The organism is Salegentibacter sp. BLCTC, from assembly GCF_015143665.1.
Classification (GTDB): domain Bacteria; phylum Bacteroidota; class Bacteroidia; order Flavobacteriales; family Flavobacteriaceae; genus Salegentibacter; species Salegentibacter maritimus.
On sequence record NZ_WYEW01000007.1, the window covers coordinates 41436 to 63694 of the forward strand.

18 protein-coding genes are annotated in these 22259 nt (G+C 36.8%); 7 read left to right on the forward strand and 11 right to left on the reverse strand.

Annotation, left to right across the window (positions count from 1 at the left end; translation table 11 throughout):
• Positions 1–217: 217 nt before the first annotated feature.
• Positions 218–2353 carry a carboxy terminal-processing peptidase gene (locus tag GUB10_RS09860; protein WP_193711284.1) on the reverse strand — a complete coding sequence of 712 codons (2136 nt, stop codon included), beginning with the start codon at positions 2351–2353 and terminating at the stop codon, positions 218–220.
• 145 nt (positions 2354–2498) lie between these two features.
• On the opposite strand from GUB10_RS09860, the gene surE reads away from it, so the two are divergent.
• From surE to GUB10_RS09885, 5 genes are all read left to right on the forward strand, one after another.
• The gene (surE, locus tag GUB10_RS09865; RefSeq protein WP_193711285.1) at positions 2499–3281 is read left to right on the forward strand and encodes a 5'/3'-nucleotidase SurE; all 783 of its coding nucleotides are present in this window, start codon (positions 2499–2501) and stop codon (positions 3279–3281) included.
• Positions 3274–3555: a hypothetical protein gene (locus GUB10_RS09870; RefSeq protein WP_193711286.1), complete on the forward strand. Its 282-nt coding sequence runs from the start codon at positions 3274–3276 to the stop codon at positions 3553–3555. Before surE ends, GUB10_RS09870 begins: the two co-directional genes overlap by 8 nt.
• Positions 3556–3673: 118 nt before the next feature.
• Positions 3674–4789: a lipid-A-disaccharide synthase gene (gene lpxB / locus GUB10_RS09875; protein WP_193711287.1), complete on the forward strand. Its 1116-nt coding sequence runs from the start codon at positions 3674–3676 to the stop codon at positions 4787–4789.
• A gap of 3 nt (positions 4790–4792) precedes the next feature.
• Complete coding sequence (locus GUB10_RS09880) at positions 4793–5362, forward strand: C40 family peptidase (protein WP_193711288.1); 570 nt, start codon at positions 4793–4795, stop codon at positions 5360–5362.
• Between the two features lie 49 nt (positions 5363–5411).
• Positions 5412–7457, forward strand: coding sequence for a ComEC/Rec2 family competence protein (locus GUB10_RS09885; RefSeq protein WP_193711289.1), 2046 nt, complete (start codon positions 5412–5414; stop codon positions 7455–7457).
• A 36-nt stretch (positions 7458–7493) separates the two neighbouring features.
• Here the strand turns inward: GUB10_RS09885 and GUB10_RS09890 are convergent, their stop codons facing one another.
• From GUB10_RS09890 to GUB10_RS09900, 3 genes are all read right to left on the reverse strand, one after another.
• Complete coding sequence (locus GUB10_RS09890) at positions 7494–8036, reverse strand: thioredoxin fold domain-containing protein (protein ID WP_193711290.1); 543 nt, start codon at positions 8034–8036, stop codon at positions 7494–7496.
• Positions 8037–8148: 112 nt separating this feature from the next.
• Positions 8149–9720 carry a peptide MFS transporter gene (locus tag GUB10_RS09895; RefSeq protein WP_193711291.1) on the reverse strand — a complete coding sequence of 524 codons (1572 nt, stop codon included), beginning with the start codon at positions 9718–9720 and terminating at the stop codon, positions 8149–8151.
• Positions 9721–9725: 5 nt separating this feature from the next.
• Positions 9726–11897, reverse strand: a complete 2172-nt coding sequence (locus GUB10_RS09900; RefSeq protein ID WP_193711292.1) for a S9 family peptidase — start codon at positions 11895–11897, stop codon at positions 9726–9728.
• A 150-nt stretch (positions 11898–12047) separates the two neighbouring features.
• Between GUB10_RS09900 and GUB10_RS09905 the strand changes: the two genes are divergently transcribed.
• Together GUB10_RS09905 and GUB10_RS09910 are read left to right on the forward strand one after the other, a co-directional pair.
• A complete protein-coding gene (locus GUB10_RS09905) occupies positions 12048–13397 on the forward strand; it encodes a hydroxymethylglutaryl-CoA reductase, degradative (protein ID WP_289023749.1) in 1350 nt (449 codons plus the stop codon).
• The gene (locus GUB10_RS09910) at positions 13397–14314 is read left to right on the forward strand and encodes a GYDIA family GHMP kinase (RefSeq protein ID WP_193711294.1); all 918 of its coding nucleotides are present in this window, start codon (positions 13397–13399) and stop codon (positions 14312–14314) included. The genes GUB10_RS09905 and GUB10_RS09910 overlap by 1 nt, the downstream gene beginning before the upstream one ends.
• A gap of 213 nt (positions 14315–14527) precedes the next feature.
• On the opposite strand, the gene GUB10_RS09915 is transcribed toward GUB10_RS09910, so the two are convergent.
• From GUB10_RS09915 to GUB10_RS09945, 7 genes are all read right to left on the reverse strand, one after another.
• Positions 14528–16648: a peptidylprolyl isomerase gene (locus GUB10_RS09915; protein WP_193711295.1), complete on the reverse strand. Its 2121-nt coding sequence runs from the start codon at positions 16646–16648 to the stop codon at positions 14528–14530.
• Positions 16649–16743: 95 nt separating this feature from the next.
• Positions 16744–18033 carry a hemolysin family protein gene (locus GUB10_RS09920; protein ID WP_193711296.1) on the reverse strand — a complete coding sequence of 430 codons (1290 nt, stop codon included), beginning with the start codon at positions 18031–18033 and terminating at the stop codon, positions 16744–16746.
• Positions 18033–18230, reverse strand: coding sequence for a hypothetical protein (locus GUB10_RS09925; protein WP_193711297.1), 198 nt, complete (start codon positions 18228–18230; stop codon positions 18033–18035). The genes GUB10_RS09920 and GUB10_RS09925 overlap by 1 nt, the downstream gene beginning before the upstream one ends.
• On the reverse strand, positions 18223–18795 hold the full coding sequence (lptC, locus tag GUB10_RS09930) for an LPS export ABC transporter periplasmic protein LptC (RefSeq protein ID WP_193711298.1): 573 nt from the start codon (positions 18793–18795) through the stop codon (positions 18223–18225). The genes GUB10_RS09925 and lptC overlap by 8 nt, the downstream gene beginning before the upstream one ends.
• A 1-nt stretch (position 18796) precedes the next feature.
• Complete coding sequence (locus GUB10_RS09935; RefSeq protein WP_193711299.1) at positions 18797–20170, reverse strand: tetratricopeptide repeat protein; 1374 nt, start codon at positions 20168–20170, stop codon at positions 18797–18799.
• A 21-nt stretch (positions 20171–20191) separates the two neighbouring features.
• A complete protein-coding gene (locus GUB10_RS09940) occupies positions 20192–21445 on the reverse strand; it encodes a hypothetical protein (RefSeq protein ID WP_193711300.1) in 1254 nt (417 codons plus the stop codon).
• Complete coding sequence (locus GUB10_RS09945) at positions 21442–22173, reverse strand: type III pantothenate kinase (protein ID WP_193711301.1); 732 nt, start codon at positions 22171–22173, stop codon at positions 21442–21444. The genes GUB10_RS09940 and GUB10_RS09945 overlap by 4 nt, the downstream gene beginning before the upstream one ends.
• Positions 22174–22259 lie beyond the last annotated feature (86 nt).

Below are 22259 nucleotides of genomic sequence, written 5' to 3' on the forward strand. Positions count from 1 at the left end.
GTAGATATATTTTCGTTTTAGCATACTACAAAACTAAGTTTTTCAGAAGAGATTCGAGCCTAAATTAAAGACTATGTTCCTGGATGGTAGTCGAAAAACATCAGGTATAAAAAAGCTTGTTTGAAAAAGCCTTAAACTCCATATTAAAAGCTAAAACGAGTTTAGCTTTGAGGAGAACAAAATTTTCAAACAAGCTCTTAGCCTATCTTTAGAAAAGTTAGTCGCGAACTTTAGCTAATTTATCCTGCTTTATATTATTCTTTTTCATATCTGCCAGTACATGAATAGCCTCTTCCACATAAACATCTTTACTCAAGTTTTTATGCCAACGATCTCTTTTCTCTTTTAAAATGGTATCGTTTGCAAACAACTTTACTTCGTAAGGTAAAGATTTGAATGTAAGGTTGGTGGTATAGTTTTTAATAGAATCAAACCTTTTGGCCATTTCTTTGTTCATTTCTGCCGTTGCGGCATATTCTTCAAACATTAAAGAATGTGAGTTATCTTCACTCTGATCTTTAATCCATTTGGCATGCTCCTCAATAAGTTTTAACTGCTCATTAGTTCCCATTCTATCCTTACTCTCTTCAATGGTTTTTTCAAAGTTTACAAAACCTTCCCAAACCTCATAACTGGCGGGATCTATTTTATCCCATGGCAGCGGATTATCCTGGTCTTTCTCTCCAATATCTATAAAGCTATAACGATCTGGAACCACTACATCACTTTTTACACCCTCTAATTGCGTAGAGCCTCCGTTTACCCTATAAAACTTCTGGGTAGTTAATTTAAGCGCGCCTACATCTCCAAATTCATTGCTTCTTAACCAACGATTTAAATCTATTACATTTTGAACGGTTCCTTTACCATAGGTCTGTTTGCTACCTATAATAATAGCCCTTTTATAGTCTTGCATGGCAGCGGCAAGAATCTCTGAAGCCGAAGCAGAAAGCTCATTTACCAAAATTACAAGGGGACCATCCCATAACACAGAAGGATCTTCGTCTGAAAGAACTTCTTTTCTTTTTCCGCTGGATTTCACCTGAACGATAGGTCCTTCCTCAATAAAAAGCCCGGCAATGTCTACCACTGTTTTTAGAGAACCACCTCCATTATTTCTAAGGTCAAGTACAAGCCCGTCCATATCCTGTTCCTTTAATCGAATAATATCTTTCTTGATATCTGAAGCCGCATTTCGCTCTTCATAATCTTCCATATTAAAATAGAACTTAGGCAGGTTAATTATTCCGAAATTCTTACCGTTATTGTTAACCATAGCAGTCTTGGCATAGGTTTCTTCAATTTCAACAATGTCACGGGTAAGTGTGATTTCTTCTATATTACCCATTAATTTTTTACGAACTGTTAAGGTAACTTTAGAATCTTTTGGCCCCTTAATTAAGTCTACAGCATCTTCAAGGCGCATTCCCACTATGCTTACAGGATTATCTTCATCTTCTTGCTGCACTTTTAAAATCTCATCTCCTGCATCAAGCTGTTCACTTCTCCAGGCAGGACCTCCCGAGATAACTTCGGTAATGGTAATATTGTCACTTTTCTTTTGTAATCTGGCACCAATACCCTCAAGTTTCCCAGACATGGCAATATCAAACCTGTCTTTATCCTGAGGTGCAAAATAAAAAGTATGAGGATCAAAAGCCTCAACTACGGCATTTAAATACACTGTAAAATAATCCTTGCGTTCAAGATCATCTGTAAAATCGTAATATTCATCCAAAGAGTTTAAGGTTACCTTACGGGCCTCTTTCTCAAGCTCTTCTTTAGACTTCATCTCATAAGCAGGATCTTCTTCCTTTTTTTGTTCCTCTTCTTCTACCTTATCATAAAAAGTAATAAGGGTAGAAAATTTTAGCTGTTTTCTCCAACGCTCTTTTAATTCCTTTTTTGAAGTCACATAGTCTGCTTCAGAGAAATCTGTATTTATAACTTCATCTTCAGAAAAATCAAAAGGCTTTTCGAGGATTTCCTTATAAATACTCCTTGCTTCTTCCGATCTTTCTATAAGTCGATTATAGGTTAAATCGAAAAAATCAATTTTCTGTTCTTCAATTTGGTCATCAATCTTATCCCGGTAAGCGTCAAATTCTTTAATGTCGCTTGCATAGAAAAAACGTTTAGACCCATCTAAACCTTCAAGATATTTATCATAAACACCTTCAGAAAATTCGTCATTAATTTCCCGGGCATCGTAATGACCTTCGTTAAGAACATATGTAATAAGGTCTATAAGAAGTTTATCTTTATTAGGGTCGTCAAATTTTTTAGTAGTAAAACTACAGGAAGTGGCAGCCATTAAAAGCACGACCACCAAGATCTTTAAATTCTTTTTCATAAATAGCATAAATTTCATCATTAACAGCTCTCCAAAATACATTAAAAATTGTGCCAATAAAGTTAATGGGTAATAATAATTTGTTAAACCACTAAGATAAGGTTTCTTCCCGAAATTATTATTTTAGCTTTTATAAAATTAAGCTATGACCAGAAAGAAACCATTGATTTTAGTAACCAACGACGACGGAATCACAGCACCCGGTATAAGGACATTAATAGAAGTTATGAAAGAGCTGGGTGATGTTGTAGTTGTGGCACCCGACAGCCCCCAAAGCGGCATGGGGCACGCTATTACTATTAGTGACACCTTGTTTTGCGAACAAGTTACCATAAAAGAAAATTACAAACATAAAGAATACAGTTGTTCGGGAACCCCTGCCGATTGTGTAAAAATTGCCACACAGGAAATTTTACACCGTAAACCCGATCTTTGCGTTAGCGGGATTAACCACGGCTCTAATTCGTCTATAAACGTAATATATTCGGGAACAATGAGTGCTGCTGTAGAAGCAGGGGTAGAAGGAATTCCAGCTATTGGCTTTTCTCTACTGGACTATTCTTTAAATGCCGATTTTGAGCCTACCAGAAAATATGTAAAAGCCATTACCAAAAATGTGATTAAAAATGGCCTGCCAAAAGGTGTGGTGCTAAATGTAAATATCCCAAAACTATCTGCCTCCCAAATTAAAGGAATGAAAGTGTGTAGGCAGGCAAATGCGCAATGGGAGGAAGAATTTGACAAAAGAACAAATCCGCAGGGCCGTGAATATTATTGGCTTAGCGGTAAATTTGTAAATAAAGATAAAGGCGAAGATACCGATGAGTGGGCACTACAAAACGGTTATGTATCAATTGTACCGGTACAATTCGATTTAACGGCCCATCACTTTTTAGACGATTTAAACACCTGGGAGCTTAATGATTAAGCAAAATATTTTTATAGGTTTCCTAACCGGAATCTCTGCCAATATTGGCGGTGTATTTCTTTACATCCTGCTTTTTTCTGAAATGGGAATAGATGAAACCTTAGATAAGGCCATTGCTCAAGGATATATTGGGAAATTAATAGCCCTTGGAGCCATTTTAAATTTTTTGCCATTTTTTGTTTTTATAAGGAAAAAACAAAATTATCATGCCAGGGGTGTTTTATTGGCCAGTATCCTGGCCGCGATTAGCATTTTTATCTCTAAAATTGTTTAAATATAAGTGTTTATGGTTTGTGGTTTATTGTTAGGTGATGTAACCTTGAACCTGGCACCTGAGGCCTTGAATTTAAACCTTGTGCATTAAACTATAAACTTGAACCTAAGTATATAAAATGAAATATTATATTATAGCCGGGGAAGCTTCTGGAGACCTTCACGCCTCTAACCTGATGCGTGCATTAAAACAAAACGATTTGGAAGCAGAATTTAGGTTTTGGGGTGGCGATCTTATGCAGGAACAGGGCGGGCAATTGGTAAAACATTACCGCGAACTGGCCTTTATGGGCTTCGTAGAGGTTCTTTTTAACTTAAAGACCATTCTTAAAAATATTTCCTTCTGCAAAGAAGACATCAAGAAATTTAAGCCTGATGCGATTATTTTTGTAGATTATCCCGGTTTTAATTTAAGGATAGCCAAATGGGCTAAAAAAGAAGGCTACCCAACACATTATTATATTTCCCCGCAAATTTGGGCCTGGAAAGAAAACAGGATAAAAGAAATAAAACGGGATATAGACCATATGTATGTAATACTCCCTTTTGAAAAGGAGTTTTATGAAGAAAAACATAATTTCCCGGTTCATTTTGTAGGCCATCCCCTTATTGATGCTATTGGCCAAAAGAAACTCCCGGATATAGCTGCTATAAAAAAAGAATACGGGCTGGATGAAAGACCTATTATTGCTATTTTACCCGGAAGCCGTAAACAGGAAATTTCAAAAATGCTGGAGGTTATGTTAAGTATCACCCCAGATTTTCCTGAATACCAATTTGTAATTGCAGGTGCACCCAGCCAGGATGCTGCATTCTACGCTCCATTCATCAAGCAAAAAAACATCATGCTTATCATGAATAAAACATATGATGTATTAAGCCTTGCCCATGCTGCCATGGTAACATCGGGTACGGCTACCCTGGAAACCGCCCTTTTTAAAATCCCCGAAGTAGTTTGCTATAAAGGCAGCTATATCTCCTACCAAATTGCACGTAGAATTATAAAATTGAATTATATCTCACTGGTAAACCTTATTATGAACCGGGAGGTGGTAAAAGAATTAATCCAGAACGATTTTAATACTAAAACACTTAAAAAAGAGTTTAAAAAAATACTGGAAGAAAAACACCGTAGCAAAATTTTTAAAGATTACTTTGAGTTAGAACAAAAATTAGGAGGAAAAGGTGCCAGCGAAAAAACAGCGCAATTAATTATAAAAGCAATCAAAAATTAATCTATGCCTAAAATTTTTAAACTTCTTTTTTTAAGCTTTTTTCTTACAGGCCTTGTTTCCTGCGGAAGCTCACGCGCTAAAGTTATTACTACCAAAAGTGAAGAAAACCGTTCACGAGATTATTCAAGTAAAGAAAAGCCGTCCAGAAGTTATACCGATAAAGAAATAGCTGAAGTTAAGCCGGTAAACAAAAAGGTCTATAATATTATTTCTACGGCAAAAAGTTTTGAGGGCACCCGATATAAATATGGAGGCACCACTAAACGAGGCATGGACTGCTCCGGATTGCTATACACTGCATTTTTGGAGGAAGATATCGCTATTCCAAGAACTTCCCGAGCCATGTCTCTTGAAGGGGAGCGCCTTTATTTAAAACAAGTAGGCCCCGGTGATTTACTTTTTTTTGAAACAAATAAGAACAAAAAAGTTATTAACCACGTTGGCCTGGTGGTAGAAATAGAAAGCGATAATATCTATTTTATTCATTCTTCTACTTCACGCGGGGTAATTATCTCTTCCTTATCTGAACCATTTTGGAATGAAACCTTTGTAATGGCCCGAAGAATTTTGTAATTTTTAGTATCTTATACTCCTTATTGCTACCCTACACAAAACAACAGGGATGCAATTTTTGAATTTTACCATCATAAAACTTTCTATATTCCTAATTCTGGGAATTATTACCGGGTTCACGATTCATCTCCCCTTACAAGCTTTTTTCATATGTTTAGGCTTTCTATTTCTAAGCTTCTTTTTTAGCTTTTTACGAGCCCGTAAAAAGTTATTTGATGATGCTTTCTTCGGAATATGCACCTGGAGTTTAATCTTTTGTATAGGCATAGCCACCGCCTATTTGCATCAGCCTAAAAATATACCACAGCACTATATTAACACTAAAAGTACCGAAGCTGGCATAATGCAAATTCGCATTTTGGAAACACTTAAGCCCAATGCTTACAACCAAGCCTATATAGCGGAAGTAGAAAGAATCTTTTCGGGTAAAAACTCAGTCACAACCACCGGAAAAATCCTGCTTAACATTTCTAAAGATTCTATTCCCTTAAATATAAAACCGGGAACGAAATTGCTTGTTCCCAATAAACCATCAGATATTACTGAGCCTCTAAATCCCTACCGATTTAATTATCGGAGGTTTATGCAAAAACAAAAGGTAGAGAAGCAATTAAGCTTAGACCGGGCAGAGCTCCAAATGTTAACCTATACTACAAACAGGCCATTAACCCATATTGCCAATTTTAGGACAAGTTTAATAGAGAAGCTTTCAAAAACAAATTTTAATAAAGATGAACTGGCCATTATACAGGCACTACTACTGGGACAAAAACAGGATATTTCAAAAGAAGTTTATGAAGATTATGCTGCTGCCGGAGCCATACATATACTTGCCATATCGGGCCTTCATGTAGGTGTTATTCTATTAATTTTAAACTGGCTTTTTAAACCTTTAAACCTCGTAAAATATGGACTGTTCCTAAAAACAGTACTTCTAATTTCACTCATGTGGGGTTTTGCTATGCTAGCAGGACTTTCCCCATCGGTAATGCGGGCAGTAACCATGTTCTCTTTTATCGCTATTGGGATGCAATTGCGAAGAAAAACCAGTGCTTTGAACAGTTTATTCATTTCTCTGTTTATTTTACTGCTTGTAAATCCATATTTTATTTTCCAGGTAGGTTTTCAGCTTAGTTATCTTGCGGTGTTCGCCATTGTTAGCCTTCATCCCAAATTATTTAAACTCTGGCAACCCAAATTTAAAATTACCAGGTACTTTTGGGGGCTATTATGTGTGAGCATAGCCGCACAAATTGGAGTTTTACCCTTAAGTTTATTTTATTTCCACCAATTCCCTTCTTTGTTCTTTCTTTCCAATTTGGTGGTATTACCTGTGCTTGGCTTAATTTTAGGTCTTGGAATTCTCGTTATCATACTAACCCATTTCAATATACTTCCAAACGCTTTAGCAGATGCCTACGGAAATTTAATAGGCCTTATGAATCAGTTTATTACCTGGGTGGCAGGCAAGGAGGAGTTTGTTTTTACAAACATTCATTTTAGTATATGGCAAAGTTTAAGCGCCTATTTGCTTATCTTATTTTTTATTTTTTTAATTTATCGAAAAAGTTTTAGGAGCTTTATTTTATTTCTCTGTGGAATTATACTGCTTCAATCCAGTATGATTTTCAGCAGAATACAGAATTCATCTTCAGAAAGTATTGTTTTTCATAAACCAAGAAAAACTATGATAGGCATAAAAAAGCATGATAAACTTGAGCTTTATCATAATCTAGAGGCCCCAGTCAAAAATGAAATTAGATTGAAAGATTACAAGACCGGTAGGAACATTCGGCGTCTGGAAGAGCAAGCAATTCCCAACATTTTACTGGCCGGGAAAACTTCAGTTTTCATTGTTGACAGCAGTGCGGTTTACAAGCTGAATGATTTTAAGCCACAAATAGTATTACTCCGGGACTCTCCCAAAATCAATTTAGAAAGACTTATTACGCATTTAAACCCGATGCTAATTATTGCTGACGGAAGTAATTATCACAGTTATGTATCTCGCTGGGCCAAAACCGCCAGAAAACAAAAAGCCCGCTTTCACCATACAGGTAAAAACGGGGCTTTCCGCATTTCTACTGAACCTTAAGGCTCACTATCAACTAACACTTAAATTGTAAATAATTTATTCGAAAGAACCTTCAAAATTCTTCTGATATTCTGCAAAAGCTTCTTTAGAAGTCATTTTTTTATATTCATCTCCCACAAAGAGCTTTAGGTATAGTTCTAACTGTTTTGGCGTTCTATAACCGGCAACAGGAGCAATTAAATTAGCTTCTTCATCGAAGAAAACCAAACTTGGATATCCGGTAATTTGAATGGCCCTTGCTAATTGGTGGGGTGAATTTCTTCTTTTTTTCTTTTCGGGATCGTATTGTGGGTTTTTAAACACCTGACCCTTAAAATTGATTTCCTCGTTACCCTCGGCATTAAATTTTACAGGATAGTAGTTCTCATTTACATACTCAATTACATCGCTGTTGCTAAATGTATTTTTGTCTAACATTTTACATGGCCCACACCAAACGGTATAAGCATCCATAAAGATTTTTTTAGGTTCCTTTTTCTGCGCTTCCAAAGCTTCGTTCATACTCATCCAGTTAATCTCCTGGGCTTGCACACCAAGACCGGTAAAAATCAAGAAAATAAAAAAAGTAAGTTTCTGCATTGTTCTAATTATTTTAAACACTTGGTCGGTTCACATGATGAACCTAACAGGAAAACAAAAAACGTTCCTAAAAGTAAAGAACGCTTTCTGTTGACATAGTATTATAAAATTTTTATTGGTCTCTTTCGGTATCAGCAATTTCATATTGTTCCTGCTCCAGCATTTCCCTTTCCTCATCCTCTGCCCCGTGGGTAAGACGTTTTAGAGGTTTCAACATAATTAAAACAATAATAGAAAATGCTATAGTGAATATTGTAATTCCGGAAAATATTGCCAAATCTCCAGCGTCGGCAGCAAATTCACCTAAAACCCCGGCAAGTTTATTACCTAAACCTGTAGCCGCAAAATAAACCCCCATCATTAAAGAAGCGTATTTTACAGGTGCCAATTTGGTGATAAAAGATAAAGCAACCGGAGATGAACTTAGCTCACCAATGGTATGGAATAAATATGCCAGCACCAACCAATACATAGCCGAAGATCCATTAGCTTCAAATTGAATAGAAGCTGCGGCCATAAACACAAAGCCCAGCCCCATAATAATAACTCCTATCGCCATTTTAAAGATGGAAGAGGCTTCTTTATTTTTTAGTTTTCTTCGTGCCCAAAAGTTCGCTACAATCACTCCAAACGAAATTATAAACAAAGCGTTTAAGGATTGAAACCAAGAAGCGGGAACTTCATCACCAATAAACGGTAAGGAAAAAGGCAGTGATCTATTTGTTTTATCTAAAGCATAGATATTCATTAAACCACCTGCTTGCTCAAATGCACCCCAAAATACTATTACCAGTATAAAAGACAACAGCATTACTACATAACGATCTTTCATTACCTGCGTAGTGAGATCCTTATAGACCATTAGCATCATAGCGATTACCAGGGTTAAAAATATACATAAAAAGCCGTAAGGAATAGACTGGAAAATAAGCACGTAAATAGAGCCCAACATAAGAATAACTGAAAACGTTAGCTGTACGGGAGACTTAAATAAATCTCCAAACAATCCGGTTAAAGATGCCCCCTCGCTACGCTCTGCTTTAGACAAAATATTACCTACGTTTACCAGGTATTTTTGCCCCCATAAATAAACAATAAGACCAAAAGCCATTGCAATTCCAGCAAGACCAAAGCCCCAGTGCCAACCTACAAACTCTCCAATTCCTCCTACAATTAAACTGGAAAGGAAAGCCCCCAGGTTAATCCCAATATAAAAAATAGTAAAACCTTTATCCCTTCTAATATCACCGGGTTTATATAACCCCCCCACCATAGTAGAGATATTTGGTTTAAGCATACCTACTCCAATAATAATCAAAGCCAGACCACTATAAAATGCCCACATTTCTTCTACAGCCAGAATACCATGACCTGCCACAAGAATAATGCCTCCCCATAGAACAGTTTTCTTTTGCCCCAATAATTTATCGGCAATAATACCTCCAGGAATGGAAGCTACGTAAACTAGCATAGTATACCATCCATATAAGGCTAAGGCTTCACTTTGGGTCCAACCCAACCCTGCATTACCATCTGTAGTGGCACTTACCAAATATAAAACCAGGATAGCACGCATCCCATAATAGGAAAAACGTTCCCACATTTCAGTGAAAAATAAAATATAAAGTCCTACCGGATGCCCAAATAGTTCTTTTTGAGGCGCTCTGTTTGTTGCTGTTGCCATTTAAATTATAGTTTTTCTTTTATAAAATTGGTCATTAATGTATAGAGGTGTAATCTTGTATTACCTCCATAAATACCGTGATTTCTGTCTGGATAAATAGCCCAGTCAAATTGCTTATTGGCCTGTACTAAAGCTTCAACCATTCTCATGGTATTTTGCACATGTACGTTATCATCTCCACCCCCATGAATTAAAAGATAGTCTCCTTTTAATTTTTCAACATGATTAATTGGTGAATTTTCATCATAACCTGAGGGGTTTTCCTGAGGCGTGGTCATATATCTTTCGGTATAGATGGTATCGTAAAATCTCCAGCTAATTACCGGCGCTACTGCTATAGCCATAGAAAAAGTGTCATTTCCTTTAAGAATAGCATTAGAAGACATAAATCCTCCATAGCTCCATCCCCATATCCCTATTCTGTCTTCATCTATATAATCTAGTTCAGCAAACTTTTTTGCTGCAGCAATCTGGTCTTCTACCTCATATTTACCGAGTTCATTCTGAGTTACTTTTTTAAAATCTGCACCTTTAAACCCTGTACCACGGCCATCTACGGCGGCTATAATATAACCTTCGTTAGCGAGTAGCTGGTACCAATAATCGTTAGTACCGAAATAAGAGTTAGAAACCGACTGCGACCCAGGACCAGAATATTGAAACATTAATAATGGATATTCCTTATTCTCATCAAAATCGTTTGGTTTGATCATCCACATGTTAAGCTCATTACCATTCACTTCAATAGTACTCAGTTCTTTTGGAGCAAAATTATAAGCCGCTTCTTTTTCTAATAAAGCCGAATTATCTTTGATCTTTCTTACAAGCTTTCCATTTTTCGCATTATGTAAGGTGAACTCATAAGGAGTCTCGGTACTGGTGTAAGAATTTATAAAATAAGTATAGTCTGCACTAAAATCGGCGCTGTTCATTCCTTCTTTTTCAGTTAAACGGGTTTTGTTTTTACCGTTAATTTTTATGGAATATACATCACGGTTTACACTTCCGTTTTCTGTACTTTGATAGAAAATCTTTTTTGAATCTTTATCATAACCGTAATAATTGGTTACTTCCCAATTTCCTTTGGTGACCTGGTTCTCTAACTCCCCATCTTCATCATAAAGGTAAATATGGTTCCAACCATCTTTTTCGCTGGTCCAAATAAAACTATTGTCTTCAAGAAAAGTAAGATTATTGGTGATATCTATATATGCCTCATCGGTTTCGTTCATTACAACTTCGGTCTCGTTATCTTCAGCATCAACAAAAATAAGATCCAAATCGTTTTGATGCCTGTTTAACACCTGCACACTTAAAATCTCAGGATCCTGTGTCCATTTAATTCTTGGGATATAAAAATCTTCATAATCTCCAAGTTCAACTTTTTCACTTTCGTTAGCAGCCAACTCATAAGTATAAAGCGAAACTTCAGAATTTGTTTCTCCGGCTTTAGGATATTTAAAAACGTGCTGAGAAGGATAAAGATCCTGCCCATACATATCCATGGAAAACTCCGGAACTTTAGATTCATCAAATTTCAAATAAGCCAAATGAGTACCTGTTTTATTCCAGTCGAAAGCCCTTACAAAGGCAAATTCCTCTTCATAAACCCAATCGGTCACCCCATTAATTATTTTATTTATTTCGCCATCGGTAGTTACCTGTGTTTCTTTCCCTGAAGCTATATCGTAGATATATATATTGTTTTCAAAAACATAGGCCACTTTAGAGGCATCTGGAGAAAAAGTAGGCTCCTGAACTTTATTATCGCTTAATTTGGTAAGCGTTTTATCTTCTACATCATAGATATAATAAATTCCACGGGAAGAACGCCTGTAGATTTGCTCTACATTGGTAGAAAGTAAAATCTTATCTTCCTCTTCACTAAGAACAAAACCCTGAAAACCTGAGATCTCATTAAGATTGGCACTATTTAAAAGGCTTCTAAGCTTTTCTCCACTTTTATAAGAATATACATCTATGCTACTACTGTTGGCATTTCGGTCGCGGTTCAAAACCACATATTCTTTGCCGTTATTTAAAGATTGAAGGGATTGTAAACGCTCCTGTCTAAAGGTTCCGTTATAGATTTCTTCGAGGCTAACCTCTTTATTCTGAGCGTAAATAGTTGAGGTTGCTGCTATTAACAACCCTACTAAAATTTTTGAGAACTTCATAAAATTTATAGAATGAATTTTAAATGCCAAGTTTACTAAAATTTCAGCAAAAAGCGTAGTATTTCACTGTTAAATACTAAGAATCTGTTAACTGTAAATAGTTTCATTTTTCTAAAATAGGAAAGGCATATTCACTTAAATAACAATTGTATCTTTGTTTCCTCTAAATTAGCTTCAAAAATGATAAAACCTATCAGTGGATTTTCCAGGCTTAGCAAAAAAGAAAAAATAGACTGGCTTGCCGAAACCTATCTTAAAAATAGCCCGGAAGACGTGGCTGTACTTAGGCAATACTGGAACGAAGATTCCAGGTTACAACAATTGCACGACGAGTTTACCGAAAATACCTTATCAAATTTTTACCTGCCTTTTGGACTGGCCCCAAACTTCCTAATTAATGGAGATTTATTGGCAATTCCTATGGCGATTGAAGAAAGCTCGGTAATAGCAGCAGCAAGTAAAGCTGCTAAGTTTTGGGGTAGTCGCGGCGGATTTAAAGCCGAAGTAATCGATACAAAAAAGATTGGTCAGGTACATTTTAATTTCTTCGGAAACAAAAAAAACCTGGAATCCTTTTTTGAAAGTGTAAAACCCAAACTACTAGAAGCTGCTAAGCCTATTACCCGCAATATGGAAAAACGTGGTGGCGGGGTTTTAGCTATAAATTTAAAAGACAAAACTGCGGAAATACCAAATTACTATCAGCTACACTGCGAGTTTGAAACCAAAGACTCCATGGGCGCAAATTTTATAAATTCCTGCCTGGAAAAATTCGCAGAAGTCTTTCGGGATCAAGCTAAGAATTATACCGATTTTTCTTCCGAAGAAAAAGATATAGAAATCATTATGAGCATTCTTTCTAATTATGTACCAGAGTGCTTAGTAAGAGCTGAAGTATCCTGCCCGATAGAGAAACTGGACGAAAATAAAGATATTAATGGTGAAGATTTTGCGAAGAAATTTATACAAGCAGTAAATATCGCTGAAGTAGAACCCTATCGCGCCGTAACCCATAATAAAGGGATTATGAACGGTATTGATGCGGTTGTACTGGCTACCGGAAATGATTTTAGGGCAGTAGAATCGGGGGTTCATGCTTATGCCTCCAGAAATGGAAAATACTCCAGCTTAACCCACGCCAGCCTTGAAAATGGAATTTTCAAATTCTGGATTGAAGTTCCCCTGGCCCTGGGTACCGTAGGCGGCTTAACGAGTCTGCACCCACTGGTTAAATTGGCCCTGGATATTTTGCAAAAACCCAGCGCCAAAGAATTGATGAAGGTAGTGGCCGTTGCCGGACTGGCTCAAAATTTCGCCGCTATTAATTCTCTAACAACAACCGGGATTCAGCAGGGGCATATGAAAATGCATTTAATGAATATTTTAAATCAGCACGGTGCCACTGAAGATGAAAAGAAAATCCTTACGAAACATTTCACCAAACATACGGTTACGCACAGCAGTGCCGTGGAAGAATTAAAAAAACTAAGAAATTCGTAATGAAAGAGTTTTATAGCCAGGGCAAACTTTTAATTACCGGAGAATATGCTGTTTTAGATGGAGCTAAAGCCCTCGCAATACCCACAAAATTTGGGCAATCGCTGGAAATTGAACCTGCTGAAGGCAGAAATTTAGCATGGAATAGTTTTGATGAACAGGGGAAATTATGGTTTCAAGGAGAGTTTGAGTTTATCAAGAATAAATTTCAGTGTATTAAAGGAGAACAGGAAGTTTCGGCGAGACTTGTAGAAATCCTGAACGAAGCGCACAAACTAAACCCAAAATTATTTTCTACCGAAAAAAGCGGAATTAAAGTTAATACCCGTTTAAATTTCAACAGAAATTGGGGCCTGGGAACTTCTTCAACACTAATTAACAATATTGCGAATTGGTTTGAAATTGATGCCTTTAAATTGCTTAAAAATACTTTTGGAGGCAGTGGTTACGACATTGCAGCAGCACAAAATAAGCAAGCTATTACTTATCAACTTACAAACGATAAGCCCTCGGTTTTAAAAGCCAATTTTTATCCGAATTTTTCAAAAAACATCTTTTTCGTTTATTTGAACGAGAAGAAAAACAGCCGTGATGCTATTGCGCACTACAAAGCATTACCTAAAGAAAATAAAAGCGGACTAACCGAAAAAATCTCTTCCTTAACCGAGCAATTCACCAAGTGCAACAACCTCACCGAATTTGAGCTTCTAATCAATATTCACGAGACTTTATTGTCGCAAGCACTACAAACCCAAAAAATAAAGAAAGAACGTTTTCCCGACTTCCCCGGAGCTATAAAAAGCCTTGGTGGCTGGGGCGGAGACTTTGTGATGGTTACCGGCCAGGAAGAAGCGGTTTTCGAATATTTTAATAATAAAGGATTTAAGACAATTTTTGCTTTTGAAGACATGGTTCTTTAAAAATTGCTCTTAAAGAGTACCAGGATTTTTTTTGAGACAGGCTCTAAAATAAAGTAAGGATGATGTAGGAATTAAAAAAATCTTAAACTAACAAGCTAAACCTGCCAAGCCGTTCAGGCAGGCTTATTTCAGATTTTAAATTTGCTTAAAAAAACTGCATAAAAAAGCCCCGGTAAAATTTTACCGGGGCTGTATATTTAAAAGCTTATTCTACTAGTAGAATCTTGCACGATTATCTTCAATTTCTGCTTTTTCACGAAGCGCTTCGAAAAGTCTTTGTGAAGCATTCTGTCTTCTTTGTGCAGTTTCCTGTTGGGCAATTCCGCTATAAGAATTCATTGCCGGAGCTTCATTTTTACTTTCAAGCTCTACTACATACACGCCATTATTACCTGCAATTGGCTTACTTACACTGCCAGCCTCCAAAGCGAATACCGATCCTACTACTTCTGGCTCTCTTCCGGCACCGGGTAATGTTGGGCTGCCAAGGCTAACCGCATTTGCAGTTTGCACCATAGTATTATTATTGGAAGCGATTTCTTCCAGGTTTTCGCTATTGATTTTACTTTTAAGAATTTCGGCTTTCTTTTCTTTTGTAAGAATTGGAAGCACTTTAGATGATGCGTTTTCTGCAGTCATCAAACCTTTCTTATTCTTAGCTGTTAATTGCGCCACAACATAGCCAGAAGGAATGTCAAAACGCTTTATATCGCCAACGTTAGCTTCGTCTTCAAAAGCCCACTGAACAATTCTTCTTTGTTGTCCAACTCCAGGGATATTTTCATCTAAAGCTTTTACGTTATTAACAGTTCTAACATCGTAGTCCCCTTCTTTGGCAACTTCAGCAAAATCACCTTCTCCTGCCGCGATCTCAAACTTAGTGGTTTCATTAAAAAGGTTGTTTCTGGAACGTTCTGATGCCTCTAACTCTCTTGCGATAGTAGCAATTTTTACTGCTTTTTCTCTTTGGCTTTGCTCTGCAATATGGATCACGTGGTAACCAAAATCGGTTTCTACAACGCCTACATCTCCTTCGTTATTCTCTAGAACATAAGTATCAAACTCAGGCACCATATCTCCGGGGCCAAAATAACCAAGGTCACCGCCATCCTGATTGTTAGAACGGTCTGAAGAAAATTCGACTGCTAATTCAGCAAATTTATCTTTATTTCCTTTAATTACATTAGCAAGGCTATCGGCCAATGCTTCAGCTTCTTCTTTGCTTCTGGTTACATCTGGTGCAAATTGTTGCCCCTGGTAAGCCACAAGAATATGACTTGCTTTAGTTGAATCTGGAATTTCTTTGGTTTCTACCAATTTAGAAAGCTTAAAATAACCTTCGTGCTGGTATGGCCCAAAAGTTTCACCTTCATTTAAATTGAAAAGCTCATCAGCAAATTCTGAAGGCAGTTCGTTTTTGAATTTAAACCTATTATCGTAAGGAAGGTCTGAATTTGCCTCTACAAAATCTTCATAATCGGTTGTAGAATTAAATCCGGGTAAAGTATCATTGCTACTGGTTACTGCATTATATTCTACACGGTTTTCCAACAATGCATTTAAAGCTTCTTCTGTTTCTTTTACATCTTCATCTGAAGCTGTTTCTTCAAAATAAACATATCTGATATTTCTGGAAGCTTCGGTTTCAAACTGTGCAGCATGATCTTTAATATAAGCTCTAATTTCATCTTTACTCACCTCTACTTCATCATCTGAAATTGAAGAATATGGTAATTGAACAAAACGAAGATCTACCGTATTATTTTGAAAACGGTAAGCTTGTTCAGCCTCAACAATAGTTGCGCCAATCCCGGCAGTTACCATCGAGAAGTACATATTTTGACGAGCAATATCGCCCATATTTTCTTCCATTTGTAGCCATTGTTGGTATGCCTCCGGCTGTGTAGACCTTAAGCTTGCAATATATTCACGCACCCGGTTTTCATCAAACATACCAGCTTCATTTCTAAAGGCAGGATTACTTCCCATCTGTGTACGCATCACCTCTCTAATTTGAGCTTTACCAGCTCTAATGCCAAGCTTTTCAAGCTCTTCTTTAAGAATAGTTTCACGAAGGGTTTGTTCCCAAACCTGGTTTACAGCCTGGCTGGTACTTACATTTGCCCCCATTTGGCGTTGAAAACCTTCTACCTGCCGGGCAAAATCTTCCCTACTCACCTCTTCACCATTTATGGTTGCTATGGTGTTTTGGTCTTTTTGCGAAGAAAAGCCTCCGTTACGTATTACATCGGCAAGCACAAAAGAGAAAAGTGCCAATGCAATAATGATGATCAAGAAAACAGAACGCTGTCTGATTTTATTTAATACTGCCATTTGTAGTTGTTATTTATCAAAATATAGTGGGCGAAAATAATGTTTTTAACCTAATTATAAAACTTATAATTAGCAAAATACTAACTAATCCTTATTTAATCTGCCGACTTTATTTTTAATTCTATTAATTCTATTTTGGTATTGGAAACTTCCAATATTTTAAATGAAAAATTATCTATCTGTAATTCTTCATCTTGTCGGGGAATTTCTTCGGTATGGTTTACAATATATCCCCCAAGGGTTTCGTAATTCTCCCCTTCAGGAATATTCAGCTTATAGTTCTCATTAAGGTAATCTACCTCTAATCTTGCCGAAAATTTATAATACCCTTCTCCCAATTCCTCTTCGGTAAGTACGGCGGCATCATGTTCGTCTTCAATTTCTCCAAAAAGCTCTTCCACAATATCCTCTACCGTAATCATTCCGCTGGTACCCCCATATTCATCTATTACAACCGCAATACTTTTTCGCTTTTTGGTAAGATTGTTTAAAACATCTTTTACCCACATTGTTTCCGGTACAAAAACTACCGGCAAAAGTATAGACTTTATAGATTCGGGCTTTTTAAAAAGCTCAAAAGAGTGCACATAGCCAATTACATCGTCTATGGTCTCGTTGTAAATTAAAAGTTTAGAAAGCCCTGTTTCGGTAAAAGTTTCCACAAGGTCTTTAGGCGCCAGGTGTTGATCTACAGCTACAATTTCGGTTCTGGGCACCATCACCTCCCTGGCTTTAATATCGGAAAATTGCAGGGCATTTTGAAAAATTTGAATTTCAGAATCAACCTCCTCATCATCTTCTACCGTCTCCATCTGCTCATTGATAAAGTTACCTAATTCAACCTTACTAAAAGCCAACTGCACCTCATCTCCTTCGGTTTTAAAAAATCTTTTTAAAATAACGTCGGAAACCCATATTACAAAAGAAGAAACGAAACTAAAAAGTATGTAAAAGATATACGCAGGAATGGCAAAAAATTTAAGCATAGAATTTGCGTAAATTTGAAAAAACACCTTCGGAAGAAATTCAGCAGTAAGTAAAATAACCAGTGTAGAGATCACGGTTTGTGTAAATAAGCTTAAATCGACCACCAAATATTCTAAAAAGGCACTGTTTAAAGGCTGAAGCCCCTGAAGCCAATTCATTAATAAGTCTCCCATAAAAAAGCCATAAACCACCAGGGCAATATTATTCCCCACCAACATGGTAGCTATAAATTTTGAAGGCTTTCTTGTTAACCTTTTAAGAATAGTTGCCAAAAAATCATTTTGGCGCTTTTCAATTTCAATATAAATTTTATTGGAAGAAATATAAGCAATCTCCATCCCGGAAAAGAAAGCAGACAAAATTAGGGAAAGAATAATTATAAGAATTTCAGCTTCCATTATTCCTGCTTATTACGCTCTTCAATCTTGCGCCTAAATCGTCTTTTAAAGAAAAACATAAAGATAGATATTACCACAAAAAAGATAAATAAATAGGCCCTACTGCGCTCTGTATCCCAAATTCTAAAACTTTCAAAAAGAAAAAAAGCTGCTATAAATAAGTAAGCGTATTCAAAATATTTAAAATATTTACTCATCGGGTTTATCGTCTTTTATTATTTGAACCCCTACATTGGTTCGCGATCGAAAATTACCGAAATTTTGATTAGCATCAAAACCTTCACCTTCGTTAAGCGCTCCATTAGGAAATTTTATGGTATTAGGTTTATCGGTAAAAATCCAGTTTATATTTTGATCCCAATATAATTGTGAAGCTTCAAGCCGCATGCTATCGGCGGTAAAAACCACCACATTTCCCTGTAAATCTATGAGATTGGTACCATCGTAAATTATCCCGTAATCTGAGGTAACCGTGCTTTTCTCATTATTTTCATCGTAAATTTCCAATTCCAATCCATCGGGAAACTCACGGTACGGAAACTCTTTATTATTGAAATCCATCATTTTAGGGCTTTTTAAATTAGCCACCATCCTACCGGAATCGGTATATTTTAGATTAATTCCCTCGGCAATGGCTTGCGGAGCATCACCCTCTATATCCAGGGCTCTAATTTCATTTAAATTACCCTGACATGAAAAAAGCATTGTCACGCCTATTAGCGTGACAATGCCTGTTATTATTTCCTTGTATGTTATACTCATATTACATTTGCGGGATACGTACAGTTTCCCCTATCCAACATCCAATTTTTATAGCTTCACCGGCACTTCTACCCTGCTGAAAAACATCGGCTTTTTGCGGAGCTCTACCTCTATAAGCAGTTGCTGTTTGATTTGCATTAGAAGCGATAGATGGATCTACTCTTGCAGCCCTTGCAGCGTAATCGGCCGCTAACCAGTATACAGCTCTTTTGTCAAATGCTGTTTCACCACAATTATTGGCACTTTGCGCAATCATATTAGCAATTTGCAAGTATGCTCTTCCTAAAGATGGCTTAGCGCTAATTGCCTTTCTAAAAAAGTTTCTAGCTTGAGAGAAGCTACCTCTTTCTTTATAGTTAGATGCAATTCTATAGTAAATTCTAGCCTGATCGCTTGGATCTTCTTCTAATTCTGCTGCTTCATTATAATACTCCAAAGCTTTAGCTCTATCACCATCGGCTTCAGCTAACTGCCCTAAAGAGTATGCAGAATTTGCAGAAGGCTTTAATTGGTGCAATGCTTCAGAAACCTGGAAGAACAATGGATCTTCTGTACAATCCTTAGCAGACAACCTTGCGTTTGCATTCTGCAACCAATCTACATCAGACTTTTTCTCTTCAAAATCTTTCTTATAAAGCGGGATTAGGTTATCGCAATCTGCTCTGGCACCAAGCTTAGCATTCAAAGCACCTTTAACCATGTTATAGTTTTTCAGGTTAATTTCAGCATATTTAATCTGTTTTTTCTCCTTGGAAGTAAGCTCATCGCCTGCATCCTGCTTTTCAATAAGCGGTGCCAGGTTTTTAGCTGCCTTATTTTCTTCTTCTTCAATTTTCGCCATTACTTTATCGTAATTATCAAAAACATCCTGAAGCTCTCTTTCCCCGGCATCCTGCATATCTACCATTAACTGGAAATAAGCATAAAGACCTTTTGGGCTGGTAAAGTTATCTCTATCTTCGGTATATGCCTTATCAAAAGCATTATACAATTCTTCTGTATTTCCTATTTTATGATCAAACTTCAACTGAGCAATATCAGCATAGATTTTTCCTTTAGAAGTTTTACTCGGAAACAATTCTAAACGCTCTTCCCATAAACCAATAAGCTCTTTTATATATTGCTCCTTCTCTGCACCTTCGGCATTTTCAATTTTATAATTAAGAGCACGCTCTCCATATTGGAAAGTAGCTAAACTATATTTTGGACACTCTTCCCTAACTTTCATTAAGGGTTCGTAAGCAGCATCATAATTTTTAGCCTTAGCATCATCATACGCCAAAGCAGCCATTGTTGCACAATCATTAGACTGTGCGCTTAAAACACTTGAGCCTAAAACAGCCCCTGTAAATAATGCTATAAATCTCGCTTTCATGTTCTTGTTTTATTATCGTGGTTAATTAAATTTTCTTCTTTCGAACCATTTTCTAGCTGCAGTTAGGGAAAGCCCTACTGAAAGCCTAAAGTAATCTTCCTGAATTAAACCTGAATCTGTGGTACCGCGCTGTCCATACTCCAATCCAAGGTTTATATTAGAATTTCCCGGCCCTACAGGTAGTCCAACTCCAAAAGTGATGCCAAACTCATTAATATCCTGATTACTGATACTTAAACCGGTCTCTTCATACCTAAACCCAGCACGATAAACAATACGCTTAAAGTAATTGGTAAAAGAATCATACTGTGGAATAAAATACCCACCAAATTTATATTGGGCAGCATTTGCAAAATTTGCGTTAGCGCCCCCTGCTCCATTCACACTTAAAAAGGAATTATCGTCTGTACTCACATACTCCCCTCCAAAAAACCATTTATTAGGTCTTCCAAGCCCAAGCCCCAGGGAATATTTTGCCGGTAGTGTAAGTTCAGAGTCTGCCACCTCTATATCTCGCTCTTCTACCACGCTTTCTCCTCCATTTGCTGAAAAAGCTATCGTTGCCAATTTCCGTGAATTTTCGGCATCTATGGTCGTGGTTGGCGAATAAGTAGCAGCCGCATGTAATTTAAGTCCGTTTTTAAACTTTTGCTGAAAATCGGCACCAAAATTATAGTTAAAACCTAACAAGTCTGTTCTACTTATATCACGAGAACCCAATTGCACCTGGTCACGCACCAGGGTTCTTTGATTTTGAAGATTTCCAAAATTATATTGTGCATCAACCCCAATACTTAGCGAGGGAATTATTTGATAACCGGCTGAAAGAAAAACTTTGTTCATTCCACCACGACCTTCCAGCCTACTGGCCACAGATTCCCTAATATCCAAAATTTGATATCCCACTGAAGTATATGGCAACACTCCAATACCAAAACCAAGATTTCCTCCTACAGGCACTCCAATAGCCAGATAGTCTAACGAAGTCACCTTCGCATTATCTTTGGTAGTAGCCGATTTTAAATTAAGCCTTTCGTGAGATCCCCCCACCGCATAAGTGGTTCTTCGCAATCTCCCATAACCAGCGGGATTTCTAAGGTTTAGATGAATACTATCTGAAAACATACTTAAGCCACCCATAGATCTGTTCTCTACGGTTCCTTTAAAAGTTGTAAGGCCAATCCCGTAATAAGAATAGGGCGATGACACATTCTCCTGTGCTGAAGCAACCACTGTAAAAAAAACAGCTACGATTACTATAAATCGTTTAATCATTGAGTTTTGTTAAATTCTAAAATGTAGTTTAAACCCTCTAAAAGAAAATTCGGGTTGGCAAATATGCTATTTTTTACCCGCTTTGACAAAATTTGCGTATCTCCACCTGTTAAAATAACTGTTAAATATTTATAATCAGCTTTATAGCGATCAATAATTCCATCTAATTCTGCGCACACTCCATTCAACACCCCCGATAAAATACTGTTTTGCGTAGAATTGCCAATTAAAGGAGCTTTTTCATCTAAGCTTACCTGCGGAAGTTTAGAAGTAAAATGTTGCAATGCCTTTAAACGCATTTGCAAACCGGGAGAAATAGCACCTCCAAGATATTCATTTGCAGCATTTTTAAAATCGAAAGTTATACAGGTACCCGCATCTATTATCAAAACATTCTTGTATTGAAAGTTTAATGAAGCGGCGGCCACCAATGCCAATCTATCTTTCCCTAAAGTTTGAGGCGACCCATAATTATTTTTAAACGGGAGTTTTGTGTTTTCACTTAAAACATACAGATTGGTTTCTTCCTTAAGAATTTTCTCAAAAACTGAAGTGTCCTTTACAACCGAAGATAGCATAGAAAAGCTTATTTGAGGATAATCTTTTTTTATTTCTTGAATTTTTTTAAAAAAATTTTCAGCGACACACACATAAGACCTAAGAAGTTTAGACTCCTGAAAAACAGCAACTTTTATATAGGAATTCCCTACATCAATAATTAAATTCATAGGCATTTGATTTAATTTGCTAAATTACAAAAGCATTTTTTTAAAATTTCCTTTGTGAGATTATAAAAATGGATATATATTTGCAC